A 22,566-nucleotide genomic window follows, 5' to 3' on the forward strand; every position below is an offset into this window, starting at 1 on the left:
GATAGGCTACTTACACCGTAATGTTTATGCCTTTTGATGCAAATATTGGTTTTGCAATTTTTCTGTAGTTTTCACCGAATACTTTCATGCGTTCTTTCTGGGAAAGAGAGGCATCTAGGACTTTAGCCATTTCCGTAGAAAAAGAGCGACTTGGTCCATGTCCGCCCCAAACGATTCGGTCAACACCTACTATATCTACCGCATAATCTACAGAACCCGAATGCGGATCTGCACCGCTAAATTCAAACAATACATTTTCGTAAGGTCTGATGGCTCTTGCTGCCAACTCCCAATCTCCACCTGCATGTCCACAAATCAATGGCACATCTGGGAATCGTTTGGCTAGCGTCGCAACGTCCATTGGGGTAGATTCTCCATCAAGATTTCCTCCTCCAGGCCATCTAGGTTCTCCCCCTACCTTAATCCAGGTATGGATATAAATCACAGCTCCTAATTCGGCGGCATAGCGAATGATCTTATCGTTTTGATCTGCATCACAGGTCACTCCCAGTTTATTTCCCCCTACATACTTGATACCTACACAAGGCCCTTTGGCAATCCACTTTTTCATTTTAGCTAAACTCTCATCTGGAAAACCAGGGTCTATGGGGATAATTCCGGAAATCCAGTCTGGATCATTATTCAAAATATCAAGTTGGGCTGCATCATGTGGTTTAGGATCCAGAGGGTCGCTTAGGGTTCCCCCTATATCCACAGAAATGATACGCTCCAGTCCCATTCTTTTTACATAAAACAGCATTTCCTGGTGTTGCTTTATGGGCTCCGTTCCTGTCAAAAACCCATGATAATGGGTGTCCCAAATTCTAAATGCTTTTAATTCTTCTATATCTGGAAGTCCGTATAAATGGGGATCTATGGCGAAATTGTTCATAATGGATTGGTAATTTTTATCAAGGGATTTAAATAAACTATAAGGAGGAATTCATGAAATTATTGGCATTCCCCTGCAAAATTCCATTGGCCTGCTCAGCCGTTAATGGTGATTCCATCAATTTCAGAAAACTTGCCTCTACAGGGAAATAAGGAGCGTGAGAGCCAAACAAAACCCGCTCTGCTGCCAACGGAATACCCTTCTTCCCATTCCATGGATTGCCTTCAATCAACCTTCCTACTGCTCCACTACCTTCTATCCTGGAGGTGTCAAAAACCACATTGGTCTCCTTAATGAATCGCTCCAAAAGGTTACCGGTAATTTTATGTGTCCAGTAAAGCATTTGAATTTTTACCTTAGGGTATTTTTTAATAATGTCTATTAAAGAATTCATGTCTGCTCCTCTCGTGAGGACGATCGGGTGGTGATTTCTACTGTCATCCATGTCTCCTACAATTTGCAGGATCATTTTCCTTTTTTCTACCTGAGCTACCAATTTTTCAAAATCCGGATGGCTAGGATCAAAGGTTTGGTAAATGGGGTAAATCCTAACGCCAGGCATCTTGTACACCTCATCACAACGCCTCAAGTCTTCTTCCCAATCCGGCCAAGCCAGATTTACTGTACCGAATGGGAGCAGCATTCCCTTGCCTTTTTGCTTGCATTCCTTGGCCAATCGTTCATTGACACCGTTGATGTCTTTGTGAAAAAGCGCTTCAAAGCTACCTGCCCAGGCTTTTTCCACCCTGTGCTTGGATAGCTTGGCCAACAAAGCATCGGTTTCACCGTATTTCAGTTTTCTAAATGGCCAATCAAACAAATTGACATTGGTATCGATAACCCCAGGTTTTCCGGCAAACAGGTTGGGTTTACTTCTTGTATCCTCCGGTAGGTTGGTTGAAAAGCTAAGTGGCAATGAGGCAGCGGCAGTGGCTTTAAGTGTGGTACTAAAAAAGCTGCGGCGGTTTACTTTTTTCATAATGTTGTTATTCAGGCTTTCAATGGTGGTTAAAGTTTTTCAGCTGGTTTTGATTTTATTCAAACTGTCTCTGTTTTCGTATACTTTCGTAATTCCGGCAACTATCTCGTCCATTTCCTGACGAGAGCCTAAAAGCATTCCAGAACCCCAGAAGGAGATCAGCGTTTCGTTACAAATCTTATCGCAATTTGGGAGATCCAGCGAATTAGCGTACTCTTCCCTTCTTTCTTTTGTATACATGGTCTGGTATTCATCCAAGCCCAAAACATGTTGGATCCAGGGTTCTTTGTGCAGTCCGTTTTTTATATAGGAGCCCATAGGAATTCCTTCCGCATTCAGCGCTTTTAAGAACAGGCTCCTGTCAGCACCATTAAAATGTTCTTTGTTATAGGACATCGCAAAGTGATAATAGGAACTGCTTTCGGTACCCGGGTACTTTTTCTGAGGAGTCAGTCCAGGAATAACTGCCAATTGAGCAATCAGGTATTCTGCATTTTCATTGCGCTCCAAAAACCTATCTTTGGCCCCCGGCAACTGTCCCATAAGGATGGCCCCTTCAAATTCATTCATCCGGTATTTTGGGCCAATGGTCTCATTCCTACCTTTTCTGGAAGCCCCTCTGTTCTGAACCGTATAGCATTGTTCCATCAAAGCCTGATCGTTTCCAACCACAGCTCCCCCTTCTCCACAAGCAATGGCCTTACTTGCCTGAAAACTAAAGCAGCCCAAATCCCCTATGGTACCTATGGCTTTACCCTGATAACGGGCAAAAGGGGCTTGACAGGAATCTTCTATTACTTTCAAACCATGTTTTCCGGCCAATTCCATGATACGCTCCATGTTCGCAGGTACGCCCATGATATGGACCGGCATGATTGCCTTTGTATTCTTATTGATCTTTTTGGCTACTTCCTCCGGGTCCAACTGGAAAGAAGTAAGGTCAAGATCTACCATCACCGGTAGCGCTCTGCTGGTCAAAATAGAAGAGATAGTCCCCATGTCCGTATAAGGAGAGGTAATCACCTCATCACCTGGGCCAATACCCAAGGCTTCTACACAGGTACTTAAGGCCTGGGTGCCAGATCCTGTCCCTACACTGTACCCAACCCCAATCTGCTTGGCAAATTCCTTTTCAAAAGTGGGCACATTACCTGTAGCAGATTGTATCCTGCTCCATATGCCACTTCGGGTTGTTTTGACGATGGCATTCACCATTTGATCATCCACATAAGGCCATGCTGGACCTATCCTGCCTTTTTCTCTTACGGCTGTACCTCCTAAAATAGCCAGCTTTTCATTATTTTGGATCAATACATTGCCCAGTCCAGGCAAAACAGGTGTGGCAGCTATGGCCAAAGAGCTGGTAGAAAGACCAGCCATGAATTTTCTCCTACTGTATGCTTTGTTCATTGGTTATGTAGCATTTATTGTTTAAAGAATAATTTCCTGATTCGTCATTTGGCCATAAAAAGTATAGGCCAATTGATCCTAATTATAAGTTCAACATGCTTTGGGCATTTCTCCACCTCAGCAAATCTTTGGTACTTTGGCTCGCTTCTTCTTCGCGTAATGATTCAATTCGCAACATTCCTGTTAGGTAATCCAGTATCGGGGCATGCGTCCCAAAAGCAAATTTTTCTTCTCCATAGAATTCCAGTGCTTGTGCCATATTGGCCAGGGATCGACCGGAAGTATCCATCAGAACCTTACTTTTCATGATTAACTCAAAGTCGTCATTTTTAAGCTGATAACCATTTGCAAGATTTAATATAAAGTATTTGGCGGCTGGCACTTCCTTTATTATGGGCAATAAATCCACTAATCCTTGCTCGGGTTTATCTGTTCCTGCTAATTGATCCAAGTCCATCCATGATTTCTGTCGGCTATCGACCATTCTCACGGTCAGCCCAACAACCAAGTCATGGTCTCGCGCCATTTTCACCAATTCAACACATGCGGCATCAGTCAATTGATAATCATGGTATTGAGGATAAATACGGATGCCTTTAATTCCGGCTTTTACACATTTATCAAAATCACTTTTCCACCCAGGGTAGACAGGATTAATAATGGCAAAAGGAATAATTCTTTCTTTATAGGTGGCTGAGGATTCAATTTCAGCAAACAATTCCTCATTGGCTGCCTGACAATTTTTATAGAAAATCCCGCTCATATTGGCGACTACAGCCTTGTCAACACCAAACTGATTCATCTTTTTCAGCAGTGCTTCACAGGTAGAATACGCCATCTGCTTGTAAGGCCAGTTGCCAACATAGGCATTGATATCAATTAACACCAAAACCTCCTTTCTTCAGCAAAGCATTGTAATTGTCGAAAAACAGTTTTCTTTTCTGTCTTTCATTGAGGTTGGAAGCCAGTACTTTTCCTACGCTTTGGTAGTAACTGTTGTCCGTTCCGAAAAAAAAGCCTGTCCTCACCCAAATACTTAAGGGCAAAGTCTATCATGTTTTCTTCGTTGTTGCTACCCCCTGTATCTACATATATATTGGGCGTATTTTCAAAGGTTTTACACATGCATTCCCAATCTCCTCCACCTCCGATATGTGCAAATTGGAAATTGGCATCTGGGAATTTTTTCGCAGCCGCTACAAAATCTTCCGGCGTAGAAGTGCTAGTCAATTTTCCAGCATCATACTTCATTCGGTAACCTCCCACACCTAACTGACATTCTCCATGCATAAAAACAATCATTTTTAATGCCGAGAGTTTTTCAATAATAGGTTCATACAGGGGGTCACTGATCTTAACCTGATTGTACAAGCGGGTACCCACCAGTCCATTGTCGACACAGCGATTTATTTCATCTAAGGCCTCTTTTTTATAAGTAGGGTTAATAGTAAACTCCCCTACCAATCGATCAGGATAGGCTTTTACTCCTTTAATCACCCTATCGTTGATACTCCTGAACTCTTCTGGAGTAGCTTTTATAGGCAACATGGGCATGCCAACAAACATCTTTTCTATAGATAGCCTGTCTGCAAAATCAATTTGGTCTCTTAGCTGATCCGGTGTCATGTTTGAGGTAGAATAGGCATCTATTTTCCTGTACTTATTCACCTCTTTCATCAAATCAAAGTCATCTTTCCTGGGCGCTTCTTTATTGAAATCAACGGACGAAACACCCGTCATTAAACCAAAAAGGAAACAGTTCCATTTATCGAAAATTCTCTTCTTGTCATGCCCATGACCTATTGTTTTTTTGAATAAAATTAAACCCAGCATAAAGCAATGCTGGGTTTAATACATCTAATCAATAACCATCATTTTGTTCCATTACCCCTGGAGCTGCCAATTGAATTTGCTCATAAGGAATAGGGAAATATTTCATATAGGCTTGTGCATTCAAATTTTGAATTACCGCCATTTCTGTTGAAGGATTGTACTCACTTTCAAGTTGAGTCAAAGCTGTGGTAAATCTACCAGTACGTACCAGGTCAAACCACCTGTTGTTTTCAACTGCCAATTCAAGTCTTCTTTCCAATAGTAGCTTGTCTATGAACATCTCTTCGGTAGCAATGTCTACCAAAGTATAATTGTGGTCCGAATCTCCGAAAGCTCTTTCTCTGATGCTATTCAACTGCGTAAGAGCAGTTTCCTGATCACCTAATTGGTAGAGTGCTTCGGAATAAAGCAATACCATGTCAGCCAATCTCAAAACAGGCAAATCCAGTCCTGAACTACTGATATTGTCGATTGGAATGATGAATTTATTGAAATAAGGAAACCAAAAAGGTTCATCATCAGGTGCAGAAGAAAAGGTCCGTTGCCATTCTGTGATGGTGACACTAAACCTGGAATCCTCAGGATCATAGGCCTTATGCAAATTCCATGTTGGTCTTCCAACCCGACTACCATTGTTGATAATCCCGTAAACACCTGCAGTAGGTGCCAAGGCATAAGTCAGGCTATGACCATTGGTACCTTCCAAATAGGGTAAGGAGAAAATGGATTCAGCGTTTACCTCAGTTTCTATGCGAAACAGGTCCTTAAAAGCTGGCAATAATTCATAATCGTAATCTGCGAACAACCTTTCCAATAAAGTTTTGGCATCGCCCCATTTTTCCTCATAAACCTTCACCTTAGCCAAAAGTGCTATGGCTGCAGCTTTGGACACCCTTCCTTGTTCGGAAGTAGCAGGGAGTTTGGCAATGGCATCATTCAGGTCACTGGCAATTAATGCATAAATCTCAGCTTCAGTAGCTCTTGGAACTTGCCTGGACTCGGCCACCTCAATGATACTTGTCACTGCTGGTACACCTCCAAAAATCCTTACCAGGTCAAAGTAGAAGTAAGCCCTCATAAACTTGGCTTCACCTGTATGTTTGTCTTTTAATTCAGCACTATAGTCTGCAGGCACATCAATATTTGCCAAAACAGTATTTGCTCTAAAAATGCCATTGTAGGTATCCTTCCAAAAGACATTTAGTCTGGGGTTTTCAGGGCTTACATCAAGCAAACCTATTTCTGCCATACCTGGAGAGGTTGCAAAATAATAACCATACATATTGTCTGAAGGTATTTCCATCAACTCATAGTCCGTCGGAAACCTTGATTGCAACCGGTTGTAAATCCCTAAAACTGCCAGATCCAAGTCATTCGAATTTTCAAAAGCGTTGACATTGGTCAATAATGATTCTGGAATCGGATTGAGCAGATCATCATGACATGAAGTAAAGCTTAGCAAAATCGCTAATGCGCTTAGTATATTTAATTTGTAAGTTTTCATTTTTCTGTTTTTTCGTGCCTATACCAATCAAAAGCCAATGTTAAGTCCCAAGACAAATGTTCTATTCAAGGGTTCTGAACCAAGGTTTACCCCAGGCGTACTGCTTATGCCTGAAACCTCACCCCTTGTCGTTCCTTCAGGATTGTAGGCATGGTTACCGTTACTGGTGATGACCAATAAATTATTAACAGATGCATATAGCCTCAAACTTTTAATCCCTTTTCCGTCTGAGAAATTTGGAAAGGTATAACCTAAGTTTACACTTCTCACATTTAGGTAGGAAGCATCCTCCAGGTAAAAGTCATTGTTGGTATTGTAGCCAAATAATTGACTCAAAGCTGCTGCCGGATTAGTGCCATCACCAGGTTCTTCTTCAGACCACCATTGGTCTTCTACCAAAGATCTTCTCATGGCTCCAAGTGTATTCCCTTCGTAAAATTGATTTTCTGCATTGAACATTTTAGCTCCCAATGAAGCTTGCATGAAAACACTTAAATCAAATTGTTTCCAATAAAACTCATTTGAAAAACCCAATAGCATTTTAGGCTGGAAACTTCCTAAGACTACCTTGTCTTCAGGATCTATCTTGCCATCATTGTTGGTATCTTCAAATATTGGGTTGCCTGGTTTGGTACCTGCAAGACTAGGGGTTTGGGAAATTTGTTCTTCATTTTGAAAAACACCTATTGACTGGTATCCATAATAAGAAAACATTGGTTCTCCTTCTCTCAATAGGAAGTCCATTGACCAGTAAGTATTGATTCGCTCATCTACTTCTCCAAGGTCCGTTACTTCATTTTTATTTAGTGAAAGGTTAAAGGAAGAATTCCATTTAAATTCTCCTACAAGATTTCTGGTATCGATCTCTACATCCAGACCACTGTTTCTTACTTCACCTACATTGTTTATGATACTACTAAAACCAGTTATGGCCGGAGTGTTTACATTGTACAACATGCCAGTGGTTAGGTTGTCGTAATAATCCACATTCAGGCTAAACCTGTTTTGAAAAAAGCTGATCTCAAATCCAAAATCATAGCCCCTGGTTTTCTCCCAGGAAAGCCTTGGGTTGGCCATGGAATTTTGAACAATTCCATTCACCAACAAATTATTGGGTGAATAACTTACTGAACCCACAGAACCTAAATACTGGAAATTACCGATGTTAAAATTCCCCGTAACCCCATAACTTGCTCTTAATTTAAAGTCTGAAATATTAGGGATGTTTTTTATAAACTCTTCCTCAGATAGCCTCCAAGCAGCTGAAAGGGAAGGGAAATTACCCCATTTATTTTCCGGCCCAAACCTGGAACTTCCATCACGTCTGAAAGAGCCTTCCAAAAGATACTTGTCTTTGTATGCATAGTTAACTCTTGCAAAATAGGACACCAATCCCCACTCAGATTTAGATTGTGTCGTATTGGCTGGGTTGATAATGGCATTGTTAAGCGTCTTTACCTTATCGTTATTAAACGAATTGGAAACGGCATACATCGCCAATGATCTAGAGGTTGAATTTTGGTAAGAAGCACCAAGCAAACCACCTATATTGTGAATATCATTAAACGTTTTGGTATAATTCAGTACGTTCTCATTGACAAGGTTTATACTTCTTGAATCAGAAACATTGCCGTTGGTATTTACCCGTGTATCTCCGATTCCACCACTCCAATAATCATTGTTTATAAAAGAAATATTGGTACCTACAGATGTTTTAAAACTAAGCCCATCCATTAGGTCTAAATTAATAAAGGCTCTACCTATGTTGGTGAAAACATTGGAATTATTCTCAGTTCCATAAAGGTAAACATAGGGACTAGCTTGTCCAGAGTGACCAGTTGGGATATAATCATAGGTTCGTGAATATTTACCATCAATATAATCAGGGCTTACAAATGGTGGATATTTCACCAGGGAAACCATATTAGACCCAGCATACCTTGTTTTGGAATAGGATGGGCTCAATTCCATACCAAGGCTTATCATTTCATTGATCTTCACATCCACATTGGCCCTAAAACTGTATTTTTTATAGCCAGAAGTTTTTAACACTCCTTCTTCATCCATATAAGTACCTGACAAGTAATACTTGGTATTTTCTGTACCTCCTGATAGGGAAATGTTATGATTTTGGATGGTAGCTGTCTGAAGGACCTCATCCTGCCAAATGGTTTGAGGAAGTTCTTTGGTGAGTGGATTGACCTGATAAGTCAATGGTCTTCTTGGATCTCCCCAAATAGGAATGGAAGTATCTCCCCCAGCCCAGGCAAATTCCCTGTTCTGGTATTTGGTCAAATAGCTATGCCATTCGTCTCCTGTTAACCAGTCGTCATGAACAATGGCATTTGACATGCCGAAATAAGAATTGATTTTTAATTCAGGTTGTTTGCTTGATCCTCTTTTAGTGGTTACTAAAATCACTCCACCTGCACCTCTTGAACCATATATGGCCGTAGACGATGCATCTTTTAGTACTTCGATGGATTCTACATCATTCATATTTAACTGTCCTAAACTTCCTCCAGGAAACCCATCGATTACCACCAAGGGGTCATTACCAGCACTTATAGAACCCAAACCACGAACCCTAATATCAGGTGCATCACCTGGCCGGTTACTGGTATTGGTAACATTAACCCCTGCCATTCTACCTGCGAGGACATTTTCAAGTCTTCCAACCGGCAATTGATCCAGGTTTTGGTTTTCTAATTTAGAAATAGAGGAGGTAACAGAAGTTTTCTTTCGTGTACCATAACCTATGACGACTACTTCATCCAAATCAGATTGCTCTGGGCTTAGATTAATCGAAAGGGTTTGTCGATTAGCGACAGACACTTCCTGGGTTACAAACCCTACAAAAGAAAAAACCAGAACAGCATCCTCTGCAGGTATATTTAAACTAAAGGCACCATCTATATCAGTGACCGTTCCAATATTGCTATTCTTGACCAAAATATTAACGCCTGGGAGTGTTTCATTTCTCTCAGCATCAGTAACTGTGCCCGATACAGTTCGTTGTTGTGCATGGGTCATAGACGCTAGCCCTGAACCCAGAAATAAGATCACTGTTAGCAGCCCTAAATAAAAAAGGCGGTTGATCTTGCTAAGGACGGGAAGGAATTCTTCCTTCCCCATTTTTCCATTGTGATTTTTCTTCAAAACAGTTTAGTTTAGGTGGTTACTTTATACTTATATAAAGATTATTTTGGTTTCGAAACTCAAATAATATTAATCGAATAAATCCCATATTTAGAATTATATACTTCATAAAAGGATAATTAAACGTTAATCATCTAATCGGTTACGTTACCTTAAACCTATTGAATATTATTTTATTAACAAATAAAATTTACCTATTTTACTTAATTAAAGATTAAATTAAATTTTACCATTCAAAGAGTATAAAAAATAACTTTTCAAAGTATAAAAAGTGATGAATGGACTATTTTTATCAGTTATTCCTGCGAAATAGGTATTAATAAAAATGAAAATGCTGTAATGACAAAAAGCCCTCATATTCACCATTACAGCATTTTTAAAAAAAACTTTTCCTGGGTCAAACACCTCCCATTGATCTAAATAATTGAGTCTCTTTAATTAAGGAGTACCTTCTACATTGTTGATTTATTATGGTGGACATAATTCCTGGCAAATGCTTTATCCTTAGTAATTCTTGAGCCAGCACAATTATTACTAAGAAAATAACGATCCCTAAGCGATTAATTGAACTTCGCAAAAGATTGACAATTGATCAACCCTGCAAAAAGATTAACTTGGGGAAAGCCCTTGACTAACATTTCATGAAAGTTTTACCAATCACCTTTCCAACCTTTTGCTTCTAATCTGACTCTTTTAAATACAAGGACAAAAAATGAGTATACCGAAACCAGATGCAGCACTAATAAAAAGGATCAATCAAAATGACCGGAATGCACAATTTCAGCTGTTTGAAATGACCAAAGGAATGCTGTATTCTACTTGTTATCGAATACTCAGCGATGAAGAGGAAGCGCATGACGTTCTTCAGGAGGTTTATGTAGACGTTTTTCAGAATATCAGAAAGCTCAAAAATCCAGAGGCGCTCATTTCATGGATGAAGACCATAGCCGTTCGAAAGGCTATCAATTGCAGCAAAAAGAAAATCTATTTTGAGCCTTTAGACAACTTGGAAGTAGACACTAGTGAGGCATTTGATTCCTGGTTTGATGCAGAACTTCTTGATCAGGCAATACTTAGTCTTCCTACAGGAGCCAAGGCTGTTTTTCTACTTACCACTGTGGAAGGATACTCACATAAGGAAGCCGCAAAACTTCTTAATATATCAGTGAGCACTTCAAAATCTCAGTTGCACTATGCTAAATCGTTATTAAAAAGTCGAATCACTAAGCTCCTAAAAGCATGAAAATACACAAGCCAAACCCAGCGCTATGGAGTAAAATTTTAGAAAATAAAGGCTTTGAACAGCAACTCCATAAAAACATAAAAGACCTGCCTGTTCTTGAACCTAATGCTGAAATTTGGGGAGCCATAGAGCAAAAGCTTGATAAACCAAAAAAGGCAATTATCTGGTATTATTTAGGTGCAGCAGCTATAGCCTTGCTCTTGTTATTTACGGGTTTAGATTACTTTATACCTTCCCAGAATACTGAGAGACCATTATTAATCACAGAAAACCCGAAAACACATGCACCTGATAAATATCCAGAGCAGGTAGCCATAGATACAGTTCAAAAAACAGCAGACAAAAGGGTAGTGAAAACTGCTACTTCATCCCAGGTTAAAAATACATCACAATCGAAACGTGAGACAATAAAACCAATATCAGCTGAACCAATTGCAATGCCTCCACTAAATCTCAACACAGCAATTACTTTAAGTAAAGTGAATGCTCAGCGGCCAATGGTCGCTTATAAAAAAACTTACCACGAAGTAAAGATCTCATGGTCAGCTGAAGAACCAGCAAGCCAACTGAGCCTCTTTGGTACAAAAGAAAAAGTGCAAGAGGTAACCACCAATTATTCCAAAGCTTCAATTCAAGTAAAACTTATCAAACCAAAAACTAATTTTTAAAATTCTGTATTATGAAAAGATTAATCCAATTGTCTTTAATGGTATTGCTATGTGCAATTCAAAATGAGATCCTTGCCCAAGAAGTAGAAAATCAGTTACCCAAGAACACCCAGGAATGGATGGATGAGGATTGGCCCGTTACCGATTCATTGGCATTTGAATTTCCAAATCAAGGCAAGCTCCTCCTCTTGTTCAACTCCGATGAAAACAGTGCAGCCGATATAACATTAAAATTTAAGCCTATCCTTAAAAAAGCAACCGAATTTCCTGAATTCAAAACCATCACCTATAGGCTTGCCGAAGCATTTCCTGAAACAAGACTTGACCGAGTCATTCTTGACGTTGAAAAAAATTACGTCCCATATGTAGATCGACTGGAAATGACTTTCCCCGTAGGACTGGACTATATGGGAGGTTACTTTACTCCTGAAGTTGGATTTAGAGCTAAGATATCCTGGAGGAAATTGGACTTAGGCGCTTCCATCACCAATTCAGTTTACTTTCCTGAAAGGATTGAAAACAAAGTAGTGGTGAACAACAACTGGTTTTTAAACGCTGAACTTAGCTGGGAAAAGAACAATGCAAAATCCAACAACAAAAACATGATAGGCATAGGCTACCTTTTGAATGACCAAAAAAGCCAATTATTTGACCAAACTACAGTCAAGGCTTTTTACCGCAGACAAGTTAGCCAGGTAATTTCCATTCAAGTAGGGATGGTCGGAACAAATAACCTGAATACTTTTTACCCAACTATTGGTGTTCGATTTTGGTAAAAACGCCTAACTTAAAACTACTCTTCCAAATACCCAGGATTACAATAAGTTTTGGTAAAAGTGGGGATTTGATCTCTATTATAGGGAGTGTAGCAAGGGTTACACTCCCTATTTTTAGTTAAAAATGAATTCATAAAACTACAATGAAATATAAAAAAAGGGATTGTTCTTTGAGAAATGGGTTGAGAAACCGAATCCCTGTCAATCAATAAATTGATAACTCGTAATTGGAGAGGAAAGTTGAGTCGGTTCTTAGCTGGTACGCCTGAAGTGACCGCCACTTGCTTCAGAAAAATGACCATCCACAATTTTCATTTTACAAAACCCTAATTCAGGTGAAAATAATTTTAGTTAACATTTAATAAAAAAAATCAATTAAAACAAGCCCAATTAGTCCTCAGGGCAGTATTTAATGAATGGAGGCAGCCTATTTTATCCTCTTGAAAAATGACCATTCTAATAGGAAAAAGTGATATCGATAACATCAGCACTTCTATTCTAAATGAAAAATAAAAAAATGACAACAATTCTCTTAAAAAGCAATGCCATTTTGATCGAATAAGTAGTAAATTAGCGGCCTTGAATGCTTTAAGATAAAATTAGATATATATTTTTTTTAGGAGAAAAAATTTTTAATATGCATTATTGAAAATAAATAAAAAAAGCAAAAACGGCTCCAATGCAGTCTATTTCACAATCATTTAATTAAAAATACAGTATAATATATTTATAAAAAGAGAAAAAACACTAAAAAACAAAATATTAAATTGTCACTTTAAATAAATTATTCACCGCTCATCACCAAACCAATTGCCAATGAGATAAAATAGCAGAACCCGAACCTAGATTTTAAGAAAGGATACCTTTCAAATCAAAAACAATTAACAATTTCCCATTATGAAAAGAAAATTACTCATTCGACTAGTGATGAAACCGATATCATCACTAGCGACTTTAGTGTTATGCTTGTTTTCAGGAAGCCTATTGGCTCAACAAACAAGTTTAGACAAGAATATAAAAAACATCGAACAAAATTCCCTTACGACAGCCTCAAATAAAAATTCAGGAAAGTCGAAAGCTGCAGATTTGTTTGATGTCACCATATCCGGAACAGTTACCGACAATAATGATCAACCTATCCCAGGTGCGACAGTCTCTGTACCAGGCACCTCAATAGGAACCGCAACCGATCTGGATGGTAAATACACCCTTACGATTCCAGACAACTCATCTGTCGTTATTTCTTTCATTGGCTTTGAGAGCCAAACAATAGAAGTGGGCAATCAATCTACAATCGATGTATCACTTACCATGAGCACTCAGGCTTTGGATGAAGTGGTTGTAATTGGTTATGGTACCCAAAAGAAGAAAGACCTTACAGGAGCTGTGATTAATGTTCAGGCAGAGGAAGTAATGAAATACAAACCAACCTCTGTATCTGAAATATTAAGAACAACCGTACCAGGTTTGAGTGTGGGTTATTCTACAAGTGCCAAAAATGTTCCAAGTTTCAATGTTCGTGGAGACGCCTCTATTAAAGCAGATGCAACGGATGAATCCAATGCCAATCGTCCACTAATTGTATTAGATGGAGTGATCTTCCGAGGAGACCTTGCGGAAATCAATCCTAACACGATTGCAAGTGTGGATGTCTTGAAGGATGCAAGTGCTGCAGCCGTATATGGTTCTCAAGCAACCAATGGTGTTGTAATTTTCACCACCAAAAGGGGTGAGTACGGCAAACCTCAGATTACATTTAGCTCTAGAGTAGGCCTAGTAACTGGTGCGAGAAGACAGCAAACCCACCAAGGTGGTGACGATGTCTTGAATTGGTTGACGGACATGAATGAGACCATTACCAATTCCATCACAGATCCTTGGACCAGGTTCAGAGATTATAATAGCATAGATCCACAATATCAAGACGATTGGTTAGCCGCAAATGGTATTCCTGGTGAAACAGATCCAGCTGCCATCGATCTTGCGCGAATTAATAATTTCGGTTTTTTAAACAATGAAATTGAAAATTATCAAAATGGCGTTTCTTATGACTGGCAGGACTTCTTGTTCCATACAGGTGTAAGGCAAGATTATGACGTAAGTGTTTCAGGAAGAAGTGAAAGGGTATCTTATTATTACTCTTTAGGATACAGTGATCGGGAATCTGTTCAAATCGGTGAGTCTTTTGAAACCATTACTTCTCGTTTGAATTTGGATGTTAATTTGGCTGAATTTTTCACTATTGGTGCCAATACTCAATTCACCTATCAGAATGAAGGCAACCAAGCTATTGACAATGGTAGTTTTAGGGTTTATTCCCCATATGACCAACCTTGGAAGAATGGCATGCCACAAACCAGGGAAAACCTAAACGATCAAGCTGCAGGTTCCAACATAAGCAACCCTTATCAGGACCCATCCTGGAATACAAGAAGTTATACCCGATTTATGATAAATCCAACGCTATATGCTTCCGTAAACCTTCCAGGTGGATTCACATTGAGAACGGATTATACGCCTCGATTTGATGTATACAAAAGATTTGATCTGGACGAAAAAGGCAATCCTCAAAAAGCTGTAGATGAAGCCGAAAGACGATATAATGATTACTTCTCCTGGCAATCCAACACTACGCTTAACTGGGACAAGTCTTTTGGAGAGCATAGAATAAGTTTCACAGGTTTATATAACGCAGAAAAAACCAAAGCTGGGAAACCAGGTCATTTACAAATAGCTTTTCACCTACATCTGCACTTGGATACCATGCAGTACAACTTGGGCTAAATCCTACGATGTCTTCCTATGATGAGACAAACTCAAGAACAGGTATAATGGGAAGGGTAAACTACGCTTACAGTGACAAGTACAACTTCTCAGCCTCCATTAGAAGAGATGGCTTTTCCAGATTCGGTTTGGAAAACATTTATGCTAATTTCCCTTCAGTGTCTGGAGCATGGACCATTAGTAATGAAGATTTTATGCAAAATGCGTCAACGCTTAATTACTTAAAATTCAGATTGAGTTATGGAGTCAATGGCAACAGTAGCGGATTGCAAGCTTATAATGCTTATGCTCAATTAAGCAATAACGTCTTTTTAAATTATGATGGCGGATACGTCCCAACTCCATATACTGAAATCATCAGAATAGCCAATCCTGCGCTTTCTTGGGAAAGAACCGGATCCTTCAACGTAGGTATAGATTTTGGTCTTTTCGGTGACAAACTAAGTGGATCATTTGATGCTTACCAGTCTGAAACCAGGTCCTTATTATTGGATCAGAAATTACCTGATATTACAGGGTTTGAATCTATTAAAACAAATATTGGTAATTTACAAAACAGAGGTTTTGACTTAGGATTAAACTCCATTAATGTTTCAACAGCTGATTTTGTATGGACCTCTGCATTTAATGTAACCTATAGGATAAATAAAATTACCACATTAGGGAATGATCCTATCGCCATGACTGATGGTGATGGAAATACAGAAATGAGAGAACCAGATGATTTGCAAAACGGATGGTTCATTGGTGAAAACAAGGACATTATTTGGGATTGGGAACTAGACGGTGTTTATCAAGTAGGTGAAGAAGCAGAAGCAGCAGAGTACGGCCTGTTTCCAGGTGACTTCAGATTTGTAGATCAGGATGGTGATGGTGACATTGACATTGATGACAAAGTATTCCTGGGATTGACCAATAACCCTTGGTACATTACTTTAAGGAATGACTTTGAGTACAAAGGTTTTGACGCTGGGGTTATTTTCCTTGCTAGATTGGGATATAAAGGCGGTACTTCTGAACCTTTCAACAACTCCCAACAATACATCAAAAACCACAATTGGTATGACATCCCATACTGGACGCCTCTAAATGGACAAAATGAATTTGCCAGAATCAACTCCATCAATTTGGGTGGTGGCAATGCTTGGTTAAGTCAGTCTTATTTAAGGCTTCAAAATGTATCAGTGGGCTATAGTTTGCCTCAAAACATTTTGGAAAAAGTCAAAGCAAGCAGAGTGAGGTTGGCCGTAAACATAGAAAATGTTGCTGTTTTCACTCCTTGGATCAAAGAATTAGGCGATCCTGAATCTGCAAGAGAAATGCCAAGAACTTATTCTTTTAGTTTGGATGTAACTTTCTAAAACATAGAACGCTTACAGTTTTAGAAACACAAAATTAAAATAAAAAGAAATGAAAAAGATAAAATTATTAAAAGGAATTATACTCCCTGTATTCCTGATATTCGGGTTCTCGTGTACCGAGGAGTTTCTGGATGAAAAGCCATTGTCTTTTCTTAGTCCAATAAACACTTTTGGGGATGCTGCAGGTTTGCAAACAGCCTTGGACGGGGCTTACAAAGGGGTTTTCGACCAATGGAATGGAGATACCCGTGAATTGATGTTCAATAGCAACATGAGTGATGCCTCTGTTGTTTCTGCTACAGATAAACCAGATGCATGGGTAGATTTACGTGTCTACGCAACCCCTACCAATAGTAGAAACAATGATGCAGGACGTACTTTGTCTTTTTATGCAGACAATTATGCCCATATCAAAAAAGCAAATACTGTAATAGACTATATTGACTTCCCTGAATGGGCCGATGGAGCCAATGATGTAGAAAGAAACCACCTATTAGGATCCGCTTATTTCCTTAGGGCCTTTTTCTACATGCAGTTGACCATGGATTTTGGAAATGTAGGTTTCCCTCTAAATGTAGTTACTGATGCCAGAAGGGATTTTAAAGCCTTCAATATGCAAGGAATATGGGATCAGATGATTGCCGACCTTGAATATGCAGTACAGCATGTTAAACCAAAGAGTCAATTGGCAGTAGGTCAGGCACCAAAAGATGCCGTACGTGTATTATTGGCTAAATTTTACATGCTAAACCTTCGTTTTGCTGATGCTGAAAAATTAATGGACGACGTTATCAATGGTGGAGAGTCGCAACTTTTCACTGACGATATGATCCCATCAGATGTTAGTGAAGTGGAAGTAGCCAATACCAACAACCCTAATACAGGTAACCCATTACCAGGAAGAAGTGGTTATGCATCAGCTGATGCCATTAACTATATGCACATGGACAAAGGCAATCAGAAAACCAGCAACCCAGAAGGGATATGGTTGGTAGTAAATGAACCATTTGTTTTGGGTACACAAGGTAGATCTGCAAGGATCAGGGCTTGGGGACCAAACTTTGTAAGTACAAACCTTGGCGTTTGGGAGCCTGGTACCAATAGAACAGGTACAGATACACAACAAGCCACCAATGACGACAGAGGTAGAATGATGAAAAAATGGGGTAGAAGTCAGGGATTTGCCAGACCTACTAACTATTCACAATATGACATCTGGAATTTCAAAGGGAAAATTGACGAGCAAGATTACCGTCATAAGGACCTTAACTGGTTTGAAATGGAAGATTTATTGTATGACAACCCTTCTTTACTAGATGATGGTAGCAAATATTATTTGAAGCCTCTTCAACTACTTGATGACAATGGAAACTTAACTTGCGAAGATACTATCCGTTGCTGGTTTGGATACCCAAGGTACAAGTTCTATTCTGTCAATCAGCAGGACAGACCTGACAGACAAGATGGTGGTAAAATGGACATGTATATCATGCGTATCGCAGAAGCTTATCTTGTAAGAGCAGAAGCCCGCTTCTGGCAAGACAATTTTGCAGGCGTAGCTGAAGACATCAATACCATTCGCCAAAGAGCAAATGCTATCGATATGTATACGATTGCAGACATTCAAACTGACGGAATAGGTGCTGTTCTTGACGAACGAAACAGAGAGTTGTTTGGTGAAGAATACCGTCATGATGAGTTGGTCCGTATGTCTGTTATTTTTGCTAAAACAGGCAAAATGGCTTACAATGGCAAAACTTATTCTATATCAGGAGACGACATCGAGAAATCTCTTTCGGTGAGTAGTTTCTATTATGACAGGATGATGGAAAAAAACACCTTCTTTAGAGACGAAGTGCCTTGGGCTACTTATAATACTACCAAGTATACCATGGATCCAAAACACATCTATTGGCCAGTATATCAGCCTTACCTTGTAGGTAATGTTGAAGCAATTTTGAATCAAACTACTGGTTATAATGGTGCTGAGGAGAATATAGAGCCATTGAAACATGTAGTTCAAACTCCAGGCGTTCCCAATGAAGACCCTATGAGAGCCATTGGTGAATAAGAATTAACCATTGGTGAATAAAAAGTAAATTAATTCCCCTGATGTTATTATTTCGTCAGGGGAATTTCTTAATTTAATGGGTCGAATCAATTATAACTTCAATAATAAACCAATTTTGAATATGGATAAGGAATCATCAAGAAGATCCTTTATTAAGAAATCAGCAGTAGCCGGTTCGGCTGCCCTTATAATTCCTACTATTGTTCCTTCCAGCGTATTTGGAGCCAATGACAGGATTAATGCGGCAGTTTTAGGTTTAAATGGTAGAGGTAAAAGCCATATTCAAGGCTTTATGTCACAAAAAAATGTCCAAATTAAGACCTTTTGTGACCCTGACATGAATATTCTTAAAGAGCGTCAAAAAAGCTTTAAAGAAAAATACAAAGCGGATGTAGTCTTGGAGCAAGATTTACGCAGGGTAATGGACGACAAAGATATTGATGTTATCAGTATTGCTTCTCCAAATCACTGGCATGCATTGACTACTATCTGGGCTTGCCAAGCAGGAAAAGATGTATATGTTGAAAAGCCAGGTTCCCATAACATTTCCGAAGGAAGGAAAATGGTAGAAGCTGCTCATAAATACGACCGTATTGTACAGCATGGTGTACAGCTTCGAAGCTCTCCTGCAGTTCAGGAAGCTGTTCAACTTATGCGCGATGGATATATTGGCAATGTTTACATGGCCAGAGGTCTAGTTTTTAGATGGAGACCGAGCATCGGTGACAAAGGATTTTCTCCTGTACCAGAAGGATTGGATTATGATTTATGGACAGGACCAGCTCCAAAAACTCCATTTACTGAAAACCTTGTGCATTACAACTGGCACTGGAATTTTGACTATGGTAATGGTGATGTTGGTAACCAAGGTATCCACGAAACAGATCTGTGTATGTGGGGATTGGATGTAGGGCTACCTACTAAAATCACTTCCATGGGAGGGAAATTCTTATGGGATGATGCCAAAACAGTACCAGAAGTATTGACATCTGTATACAAATATCCTGATGAGAACAAAATCATTCAGTTTGAAGTAAGGCCATGGTGCACCAATGCTGAAGATGGAGCTACTGTAGGTAATATCTTCTATGGGGACAAAGGTTATTTGGTAGTTGATGGATACGATAAATACCAAACATTCCTTGGCAAAGATAGAACCCCTGGTAAATCAGGACAAGACGGTGGACCTTCTGGATCTGAAATGGATCGTGGAGCCGGTGGAACTGACGGTCACTTTGCTAATTTTATCGAGGCAGTTCGTAAGCATGATGCTTCCATTCTTAATGGCCCTGTAGAAACAGCTCACCTGTCTTCAGGTTTGGCTCACTTAGGAAATATAGCTTATCAATTAGACCGTGTATTAACATTCAACCCTAAATCTGAAACATTCGTTAATGATAAAGAGGCAGATGCAATGCTAACACGTAATTACAGACCAGGTTTCGAAGTTCCAGACCAGGTTTAAACAATCAATAATTATAATATTGATAACCAATTAGAGAAAAACCTGCCAGGAAAATTCGTCCTGACAGGTTTTTCTTGTAAAGGGAATTTAAATTATATTTCAGGTATAAACAAAGTGTTCAAATGAAATACATAGCATTAGTAGTAATAATGGCAATGAGCAGCAATTTTCTCCTCTTCGGTCAGAAAAACAAAGAATCCATTAAAATCGAAGTCAAAGACTCCGAAAAAAAGGTAGATGTAATCGTGGATGGTGAACTTTTCACTTCCTATATTTATCCTGACAACGTAATGAAACCTGTGCTTTGGCCAGTAATTTCTCCAGATGGAAATATGCTGACCAGAAGTTATCCAATGATCAATAAAGCAGGAGACAGAACTGACCACCCTCATCATGTAGGTATCTGGTTAAATTATGGTGATGTAAACGGACTTGATTTTTGGAACAATTCAGAAGCTATCCCAGCTTCGAAAAAGGATGGGTATGGTTCAATTTTCCACCAATCTGTTGAAAAAACGAAAAGCGGTAAAGGAAAAGCTTTACTTGTTACGAAGTCTCTTTGGAAAGCTCCAGACAACACCAGTATGTTGGAAGAGAAAACTACATTTGCTTTTAAAGCAGGAAAAGACATTCGTATCATAGACAGAACTACTGAGTTAACTGCTTTGATTGATGAAGTGAAATTTACAGATAACAAAGAAGGCATGTTTGCCATCCGTGTTGCCCGTGAAATGGAATTGCCTTCAGACAAACCAACAACCTTGATGGATTCACATGGTGTAGAAACCAAAGTTGATAAAATGGACAACACTTATGTGAAAGGAGATTACAAAAGTGCAGAAGGAATTACTGGAGGAGATGTATGGGGTACAAGAGCCCGTTGGATGGAGTTGGCCAGTGAAATTAAAGGAGAGCAAGTTTCTTTAATCATCATTGATCATCCAGAAAACCCAGGCTACCCAACTTACTGGCATGCTAGAGATTACGGTTTATTTGCTGCAAACACATTGGGACAAAAAGCGCTTTCTGATGGCAAAGACGAATTGAATTACAGCTTGAAAAAGGGCGAAACAGCTACTTTCAAATATAGGGTTGTAGTGGCATCTGAGCACCTTAGCGAAGATGAGATCAATGCCTTAGCTGACGAATACGCTAAAAAATAACGCAATAATTCCTTTTAAACACAAGCATTTCAATGGATAACAATCAAACAAGGCGAAATTTTCTTCAAAAGAGTATCGCTGCAGGAATAGGGCTTTCATTATTGGACCCAGCTACTGCTGCAGCTTTCGCTAAAAAACCCAAAATCAATCTTGGTCTGGTAACCTATCAATGGGGAAAAGACTGGGATCTTCCAACGCTTCTAAAAAACTGCGAAGCTTCCGGGCTTCTTGGAGTAGAATTGCGTACAGAGCATGCACACGGAGTAGAATCCAGTCTGTCTGCCAATGAACGCAAAGAAGTAAAAAAACGCTTTAAGGACAGTCCAGTTACGTGTTTGGGCTATGGCTCAAACTATGCTTATCACTATACCGATCAAGCAGAAGTACGCCAAAACATAGAAGGCACCAAGGAATACCTTAAGCTCTGTAAAGACATTGGTGCTACTGGTATTAAGGTAAAACCAAACGGACTACCTGCTGAGGTATCAAAGGAACAAACCATCGCACAGATCGCCAAATCGTTTAACGAAGTGGGTAAATATGCCAGTGATCTGGGACAGTTGGTTCGTGTGGAAGTTCATGGAAAACTGACACAACAATTGCCAAATATGAAAGCCATATTTGATCAGGTGACTGAGAAAAGTGTTAAAGTCTGCTGGAATTCAAACGACCAGGATTTGATGGCTCCCGGACTAGAAGCCAACTTCAATTCTGTTAAAAAATGGTTGGGTGATACCGTTCATATTCGTGAGCTAAACGAAGGCAAATACCCTTATCAGGAATTGATGAACTTATTCGTAGAAATGAATTATAAAGGCTGGATTTTATTGGAAGCACGTACAACCCCTGCTGACAGGGTTGCTGCCATGAGAGAACAACTTGATATCTTCAATACCATGTTGGCCAATGCTAAATAAATAATTGAAATGAAATGACGAAGCGTCTGAATTGGGAGTAAAACAGTTTGCATTAATTAACAAATATTACTTACTGACTTTAGCTGCAATACTTTCCGTTTCATTCATCATTTAATGCAAAGAGTATAAAAGGTCCTTTTTATAATAAAGGATTCCTTTTATACTCTTTTTTTTACTTATTATTTACAGGAAATAAGCGCATAAAAGACGAGATGCCACACCCTTCCCCCTGCTCAACCCATCCCTAAGGGGTTCGCAATGACGGTCATGATTAATATTTTCATTTGCTTTATTGTAAACCCCAGACCTGAAGGGTCTGAACAATAATAGCCGTGGGTCGC

At 39.3% G+C, this 22,566-nt stretch carries 16 protein-coding genes; 9 read left to right on the forward strand and 7 right to left on the reverse strand.

What is annotated here, in order from left to right:
* Positions 1 to 10: 10 nt before the first annotated feature.
* From ADICYQ_RS07020 to ADICYQ_RS07050, 7 genes are all read right to left on the reverse strand, one after another.
* A complete protein-coding gene (locus ADICYQ_RS07020) occupies positions 11 to 892 on the reverse strand; it encodes an amidohydrolase family protein (protein ID WP_020892942.1) in 882 nt (293 codons plus the stop codon).
* Positions 893 to 929: 37 nt separating this feature from the next.
* Positions 930 to 1,871 carry an amidohydrolase family protein gene (locus ADICYQ_RS07025; protein WP_020892943.1) on the reverse strand — a complete coding sequence of 314 codons (942 nt, stop codon included), beginning with the start codon at positions 1,869 to 1,871 and terminating at the stop codon, positions 930 to 932.
* 39 nt (positions 1,872 to 1,910) lie between these two features.
* Positions 1,911 to 3,281, reverse strand: coding sequence for a DegT/DnrJ/EryC1/StrS family aminotransferase (locus ADICYQ_RS07030; RefSeq protein WP_040414952.1), 1,371 nt, complete (start codon positions 3,279 to 3,281; stop codon positions 1,911 to 1,913).
* 82 nt (positions 3,282 to 3,363) lie between these two features.
* On the reverse strand, positions 3,364 to 4,167 hold the full coding sequence (locus ADICYQ_RS07035; RefSeq protein WP_020892945.1) for an amidohydrolase family protein: 804 nt from the start codon (positions 4,165 to 4,167) through the stop codon (positions 3,364 to 3,366).
* A 62-nt stretch (positions 4,168 to 4,229) separates the two neighbouring features.
* The gene (locus tag ADICYQ_RS07040) at positions 4,230 to 5,114 is read right to left on the reverse strand and encodes an amidohydrolase family protein (RefSeq protein WP_020892946.1); all 885 of its coding nucleotides are present in this window, start codon (positions 5,112 to 5,114) and stop codon (positions 4,230 to 4,232) included.
* Positions 5,115 to 5,142: 28 nt separating this feature from the next.
* Entirely contained in the window at positions 5,143 to 6,618 is a 1,476-nt protein-coding gene (locus ADICYQ_RS07045) for a RagB/SusD family nutrient uptake outer membrane protein (protein ID WP_040414954.1), read from the reverse strand.
* 27 nt (positions 6,619 to 6,645) lie between these two features.
* Positions 6,646 to 9,777: a SusC/RagA family TonB-linked outer membrane protein gene (locus ADICYQ_RS07050; RefSeq protein ID WP_020892948.1), complete on the reverse strand. Its 3,132-nt coding sequence runs from the start codon at positions 9,775 to 9,777 to the stop codon at positions 6,646 to 6,648.
* A gap of 712 nt (positions 9,778 to 10,489) precedes the next feature.
* Between ADICYQ_RS07050 and ADICYQ_RS07060 the strand changes: the two genes are divergently transcribed.
* From ADICYQ_RS07060 to ADICYQ_RS07100, 9 genes are all read left to right on the forward strand, one after another.
* Complete coding sequence (locus ADICYQ_RS07060; RefSeq protein WP_020892950.1) at positions 10,490 to 11,020, forward strand: RNA polymerase sigma factor; 531 nt, start codon at positions 10,490 to 10,492, stop codon at positions 11,018 to 11,020.
* Entirely contained in the window at positions 11,017 to 11,688 is a 672-nt protein-coding gene (locus tag ADICYQ_RS07065) for a hypothetical protein (protein ID WP_020892951.1), read from the forward strand. The genes ADICYQ_RS07060 and ADICYQ_RS07065 overlap by 4 nt, the downstream gene beginning before the upstream one ends.
* A gap of 11 nt (positions 11,689 to 11,699) precedes the next feature.
* Positions 11,700 to 12,464 carry a hypothetical protein gene (locus tag ADICYQ_RS07070; protein ID WP_020892952.1) on the forward strand — a complete coding sequence of 255 codons (765 nt, stop codon included), beginning with the start codon at positions 11,700 to 11,702 and terminating at the stop codon, positions 12,462 to 12,464.
* A gap of 897 nt (positions 12,465 to 13,361) precedes the next feature.
* Entirely contained in the window at positions 13,362 to 15,248 is a 1,887-nt protein-coding gene (locus tag ADICYQ_RS07075; RefSeq protein ID WP_081652310.1) for a SusC/RagA family TonB-linked outer membrane protein, read from the forward strand.
* Positions 15,249 to 15,256: 8 nt separating this feature from the next.
* Positions 15,257 to 16,609 (forward strand): SusC/RagA family TonB-linked outer membrane protein, encoded by a 1,353-nt coding sequence (locus ADICYQ_RS07080; protein ID WP_020892954.1) that lies wholly within the window; start codon positions 15,257 to 15,259, stop codon positions 16,607 to 16,609.
* 49 nt (positions 16,610 to 16,658) lie between these two features.
* Positions 16,659 to 18,680 (forward strand): RagB/SusD family nutrient uptake outer membrane protein, encoded by a 2,022-nt coding sequence (locus ADICYQ_RS07085; protein WP_020892955.1) that lies wholly within the window; start codon positions 16,659 to 16,661, stop codon positions 18,678 to 18,680.
* Between the two features lie 121 nt (positions 18,681 to 18,801).
* Positions 18,802 to 20,145, forward strand: a complete 1,344-nt coding sequence (locus ADICYQ_RS07090; RefSeq protein ID WP_020892956.1) for a Gfo/Idh/MocA family protein — start codon at positions 18,802 to 18,804, stop codon at positions 20,143 to 20,145.
* A gap of 122 nt (positions 20,146 to 20,267) precedes the next feature.
* Positions 20,268 to 21,308 carry a DUF6807 domain-containing protein gene (locus tag ADICYQ_RS07095; protein ID WP_040414958.1) on the forward strand — a complete coding sequence of 347 codons (1,041 nt, stop codon included), beginning with the start codon at positions 20,268 to 20,270 and terminating at the stop codon, positions 21,306 to 21,308.
* Between the two features lie 32 nt (positions 21,309 to 21,340).
* A complete protein-coding gene (locus ADICYQ_RS07100) occupies positions 21,341 to 22,225 on the forward strand; it encodes a sugar phosphate isomerase/epimerase family protein (protein WP_020892958.1) in 885 nt (294 codons plus the stop codon).
* The last annotated feature ends 341 nt before the right edge of the window (positions 22,226 to 22,566 follow it).

This window comes from Cyclobacterium qasimii M12-11B, assembly GCF_000427295.1.
GTDB lineage: Bacteria > Bacteroidota > Bacteroidia > Cytophagales > Cyclobacteriaceae > Cyclobacterium > Cyclobacterium qasimii.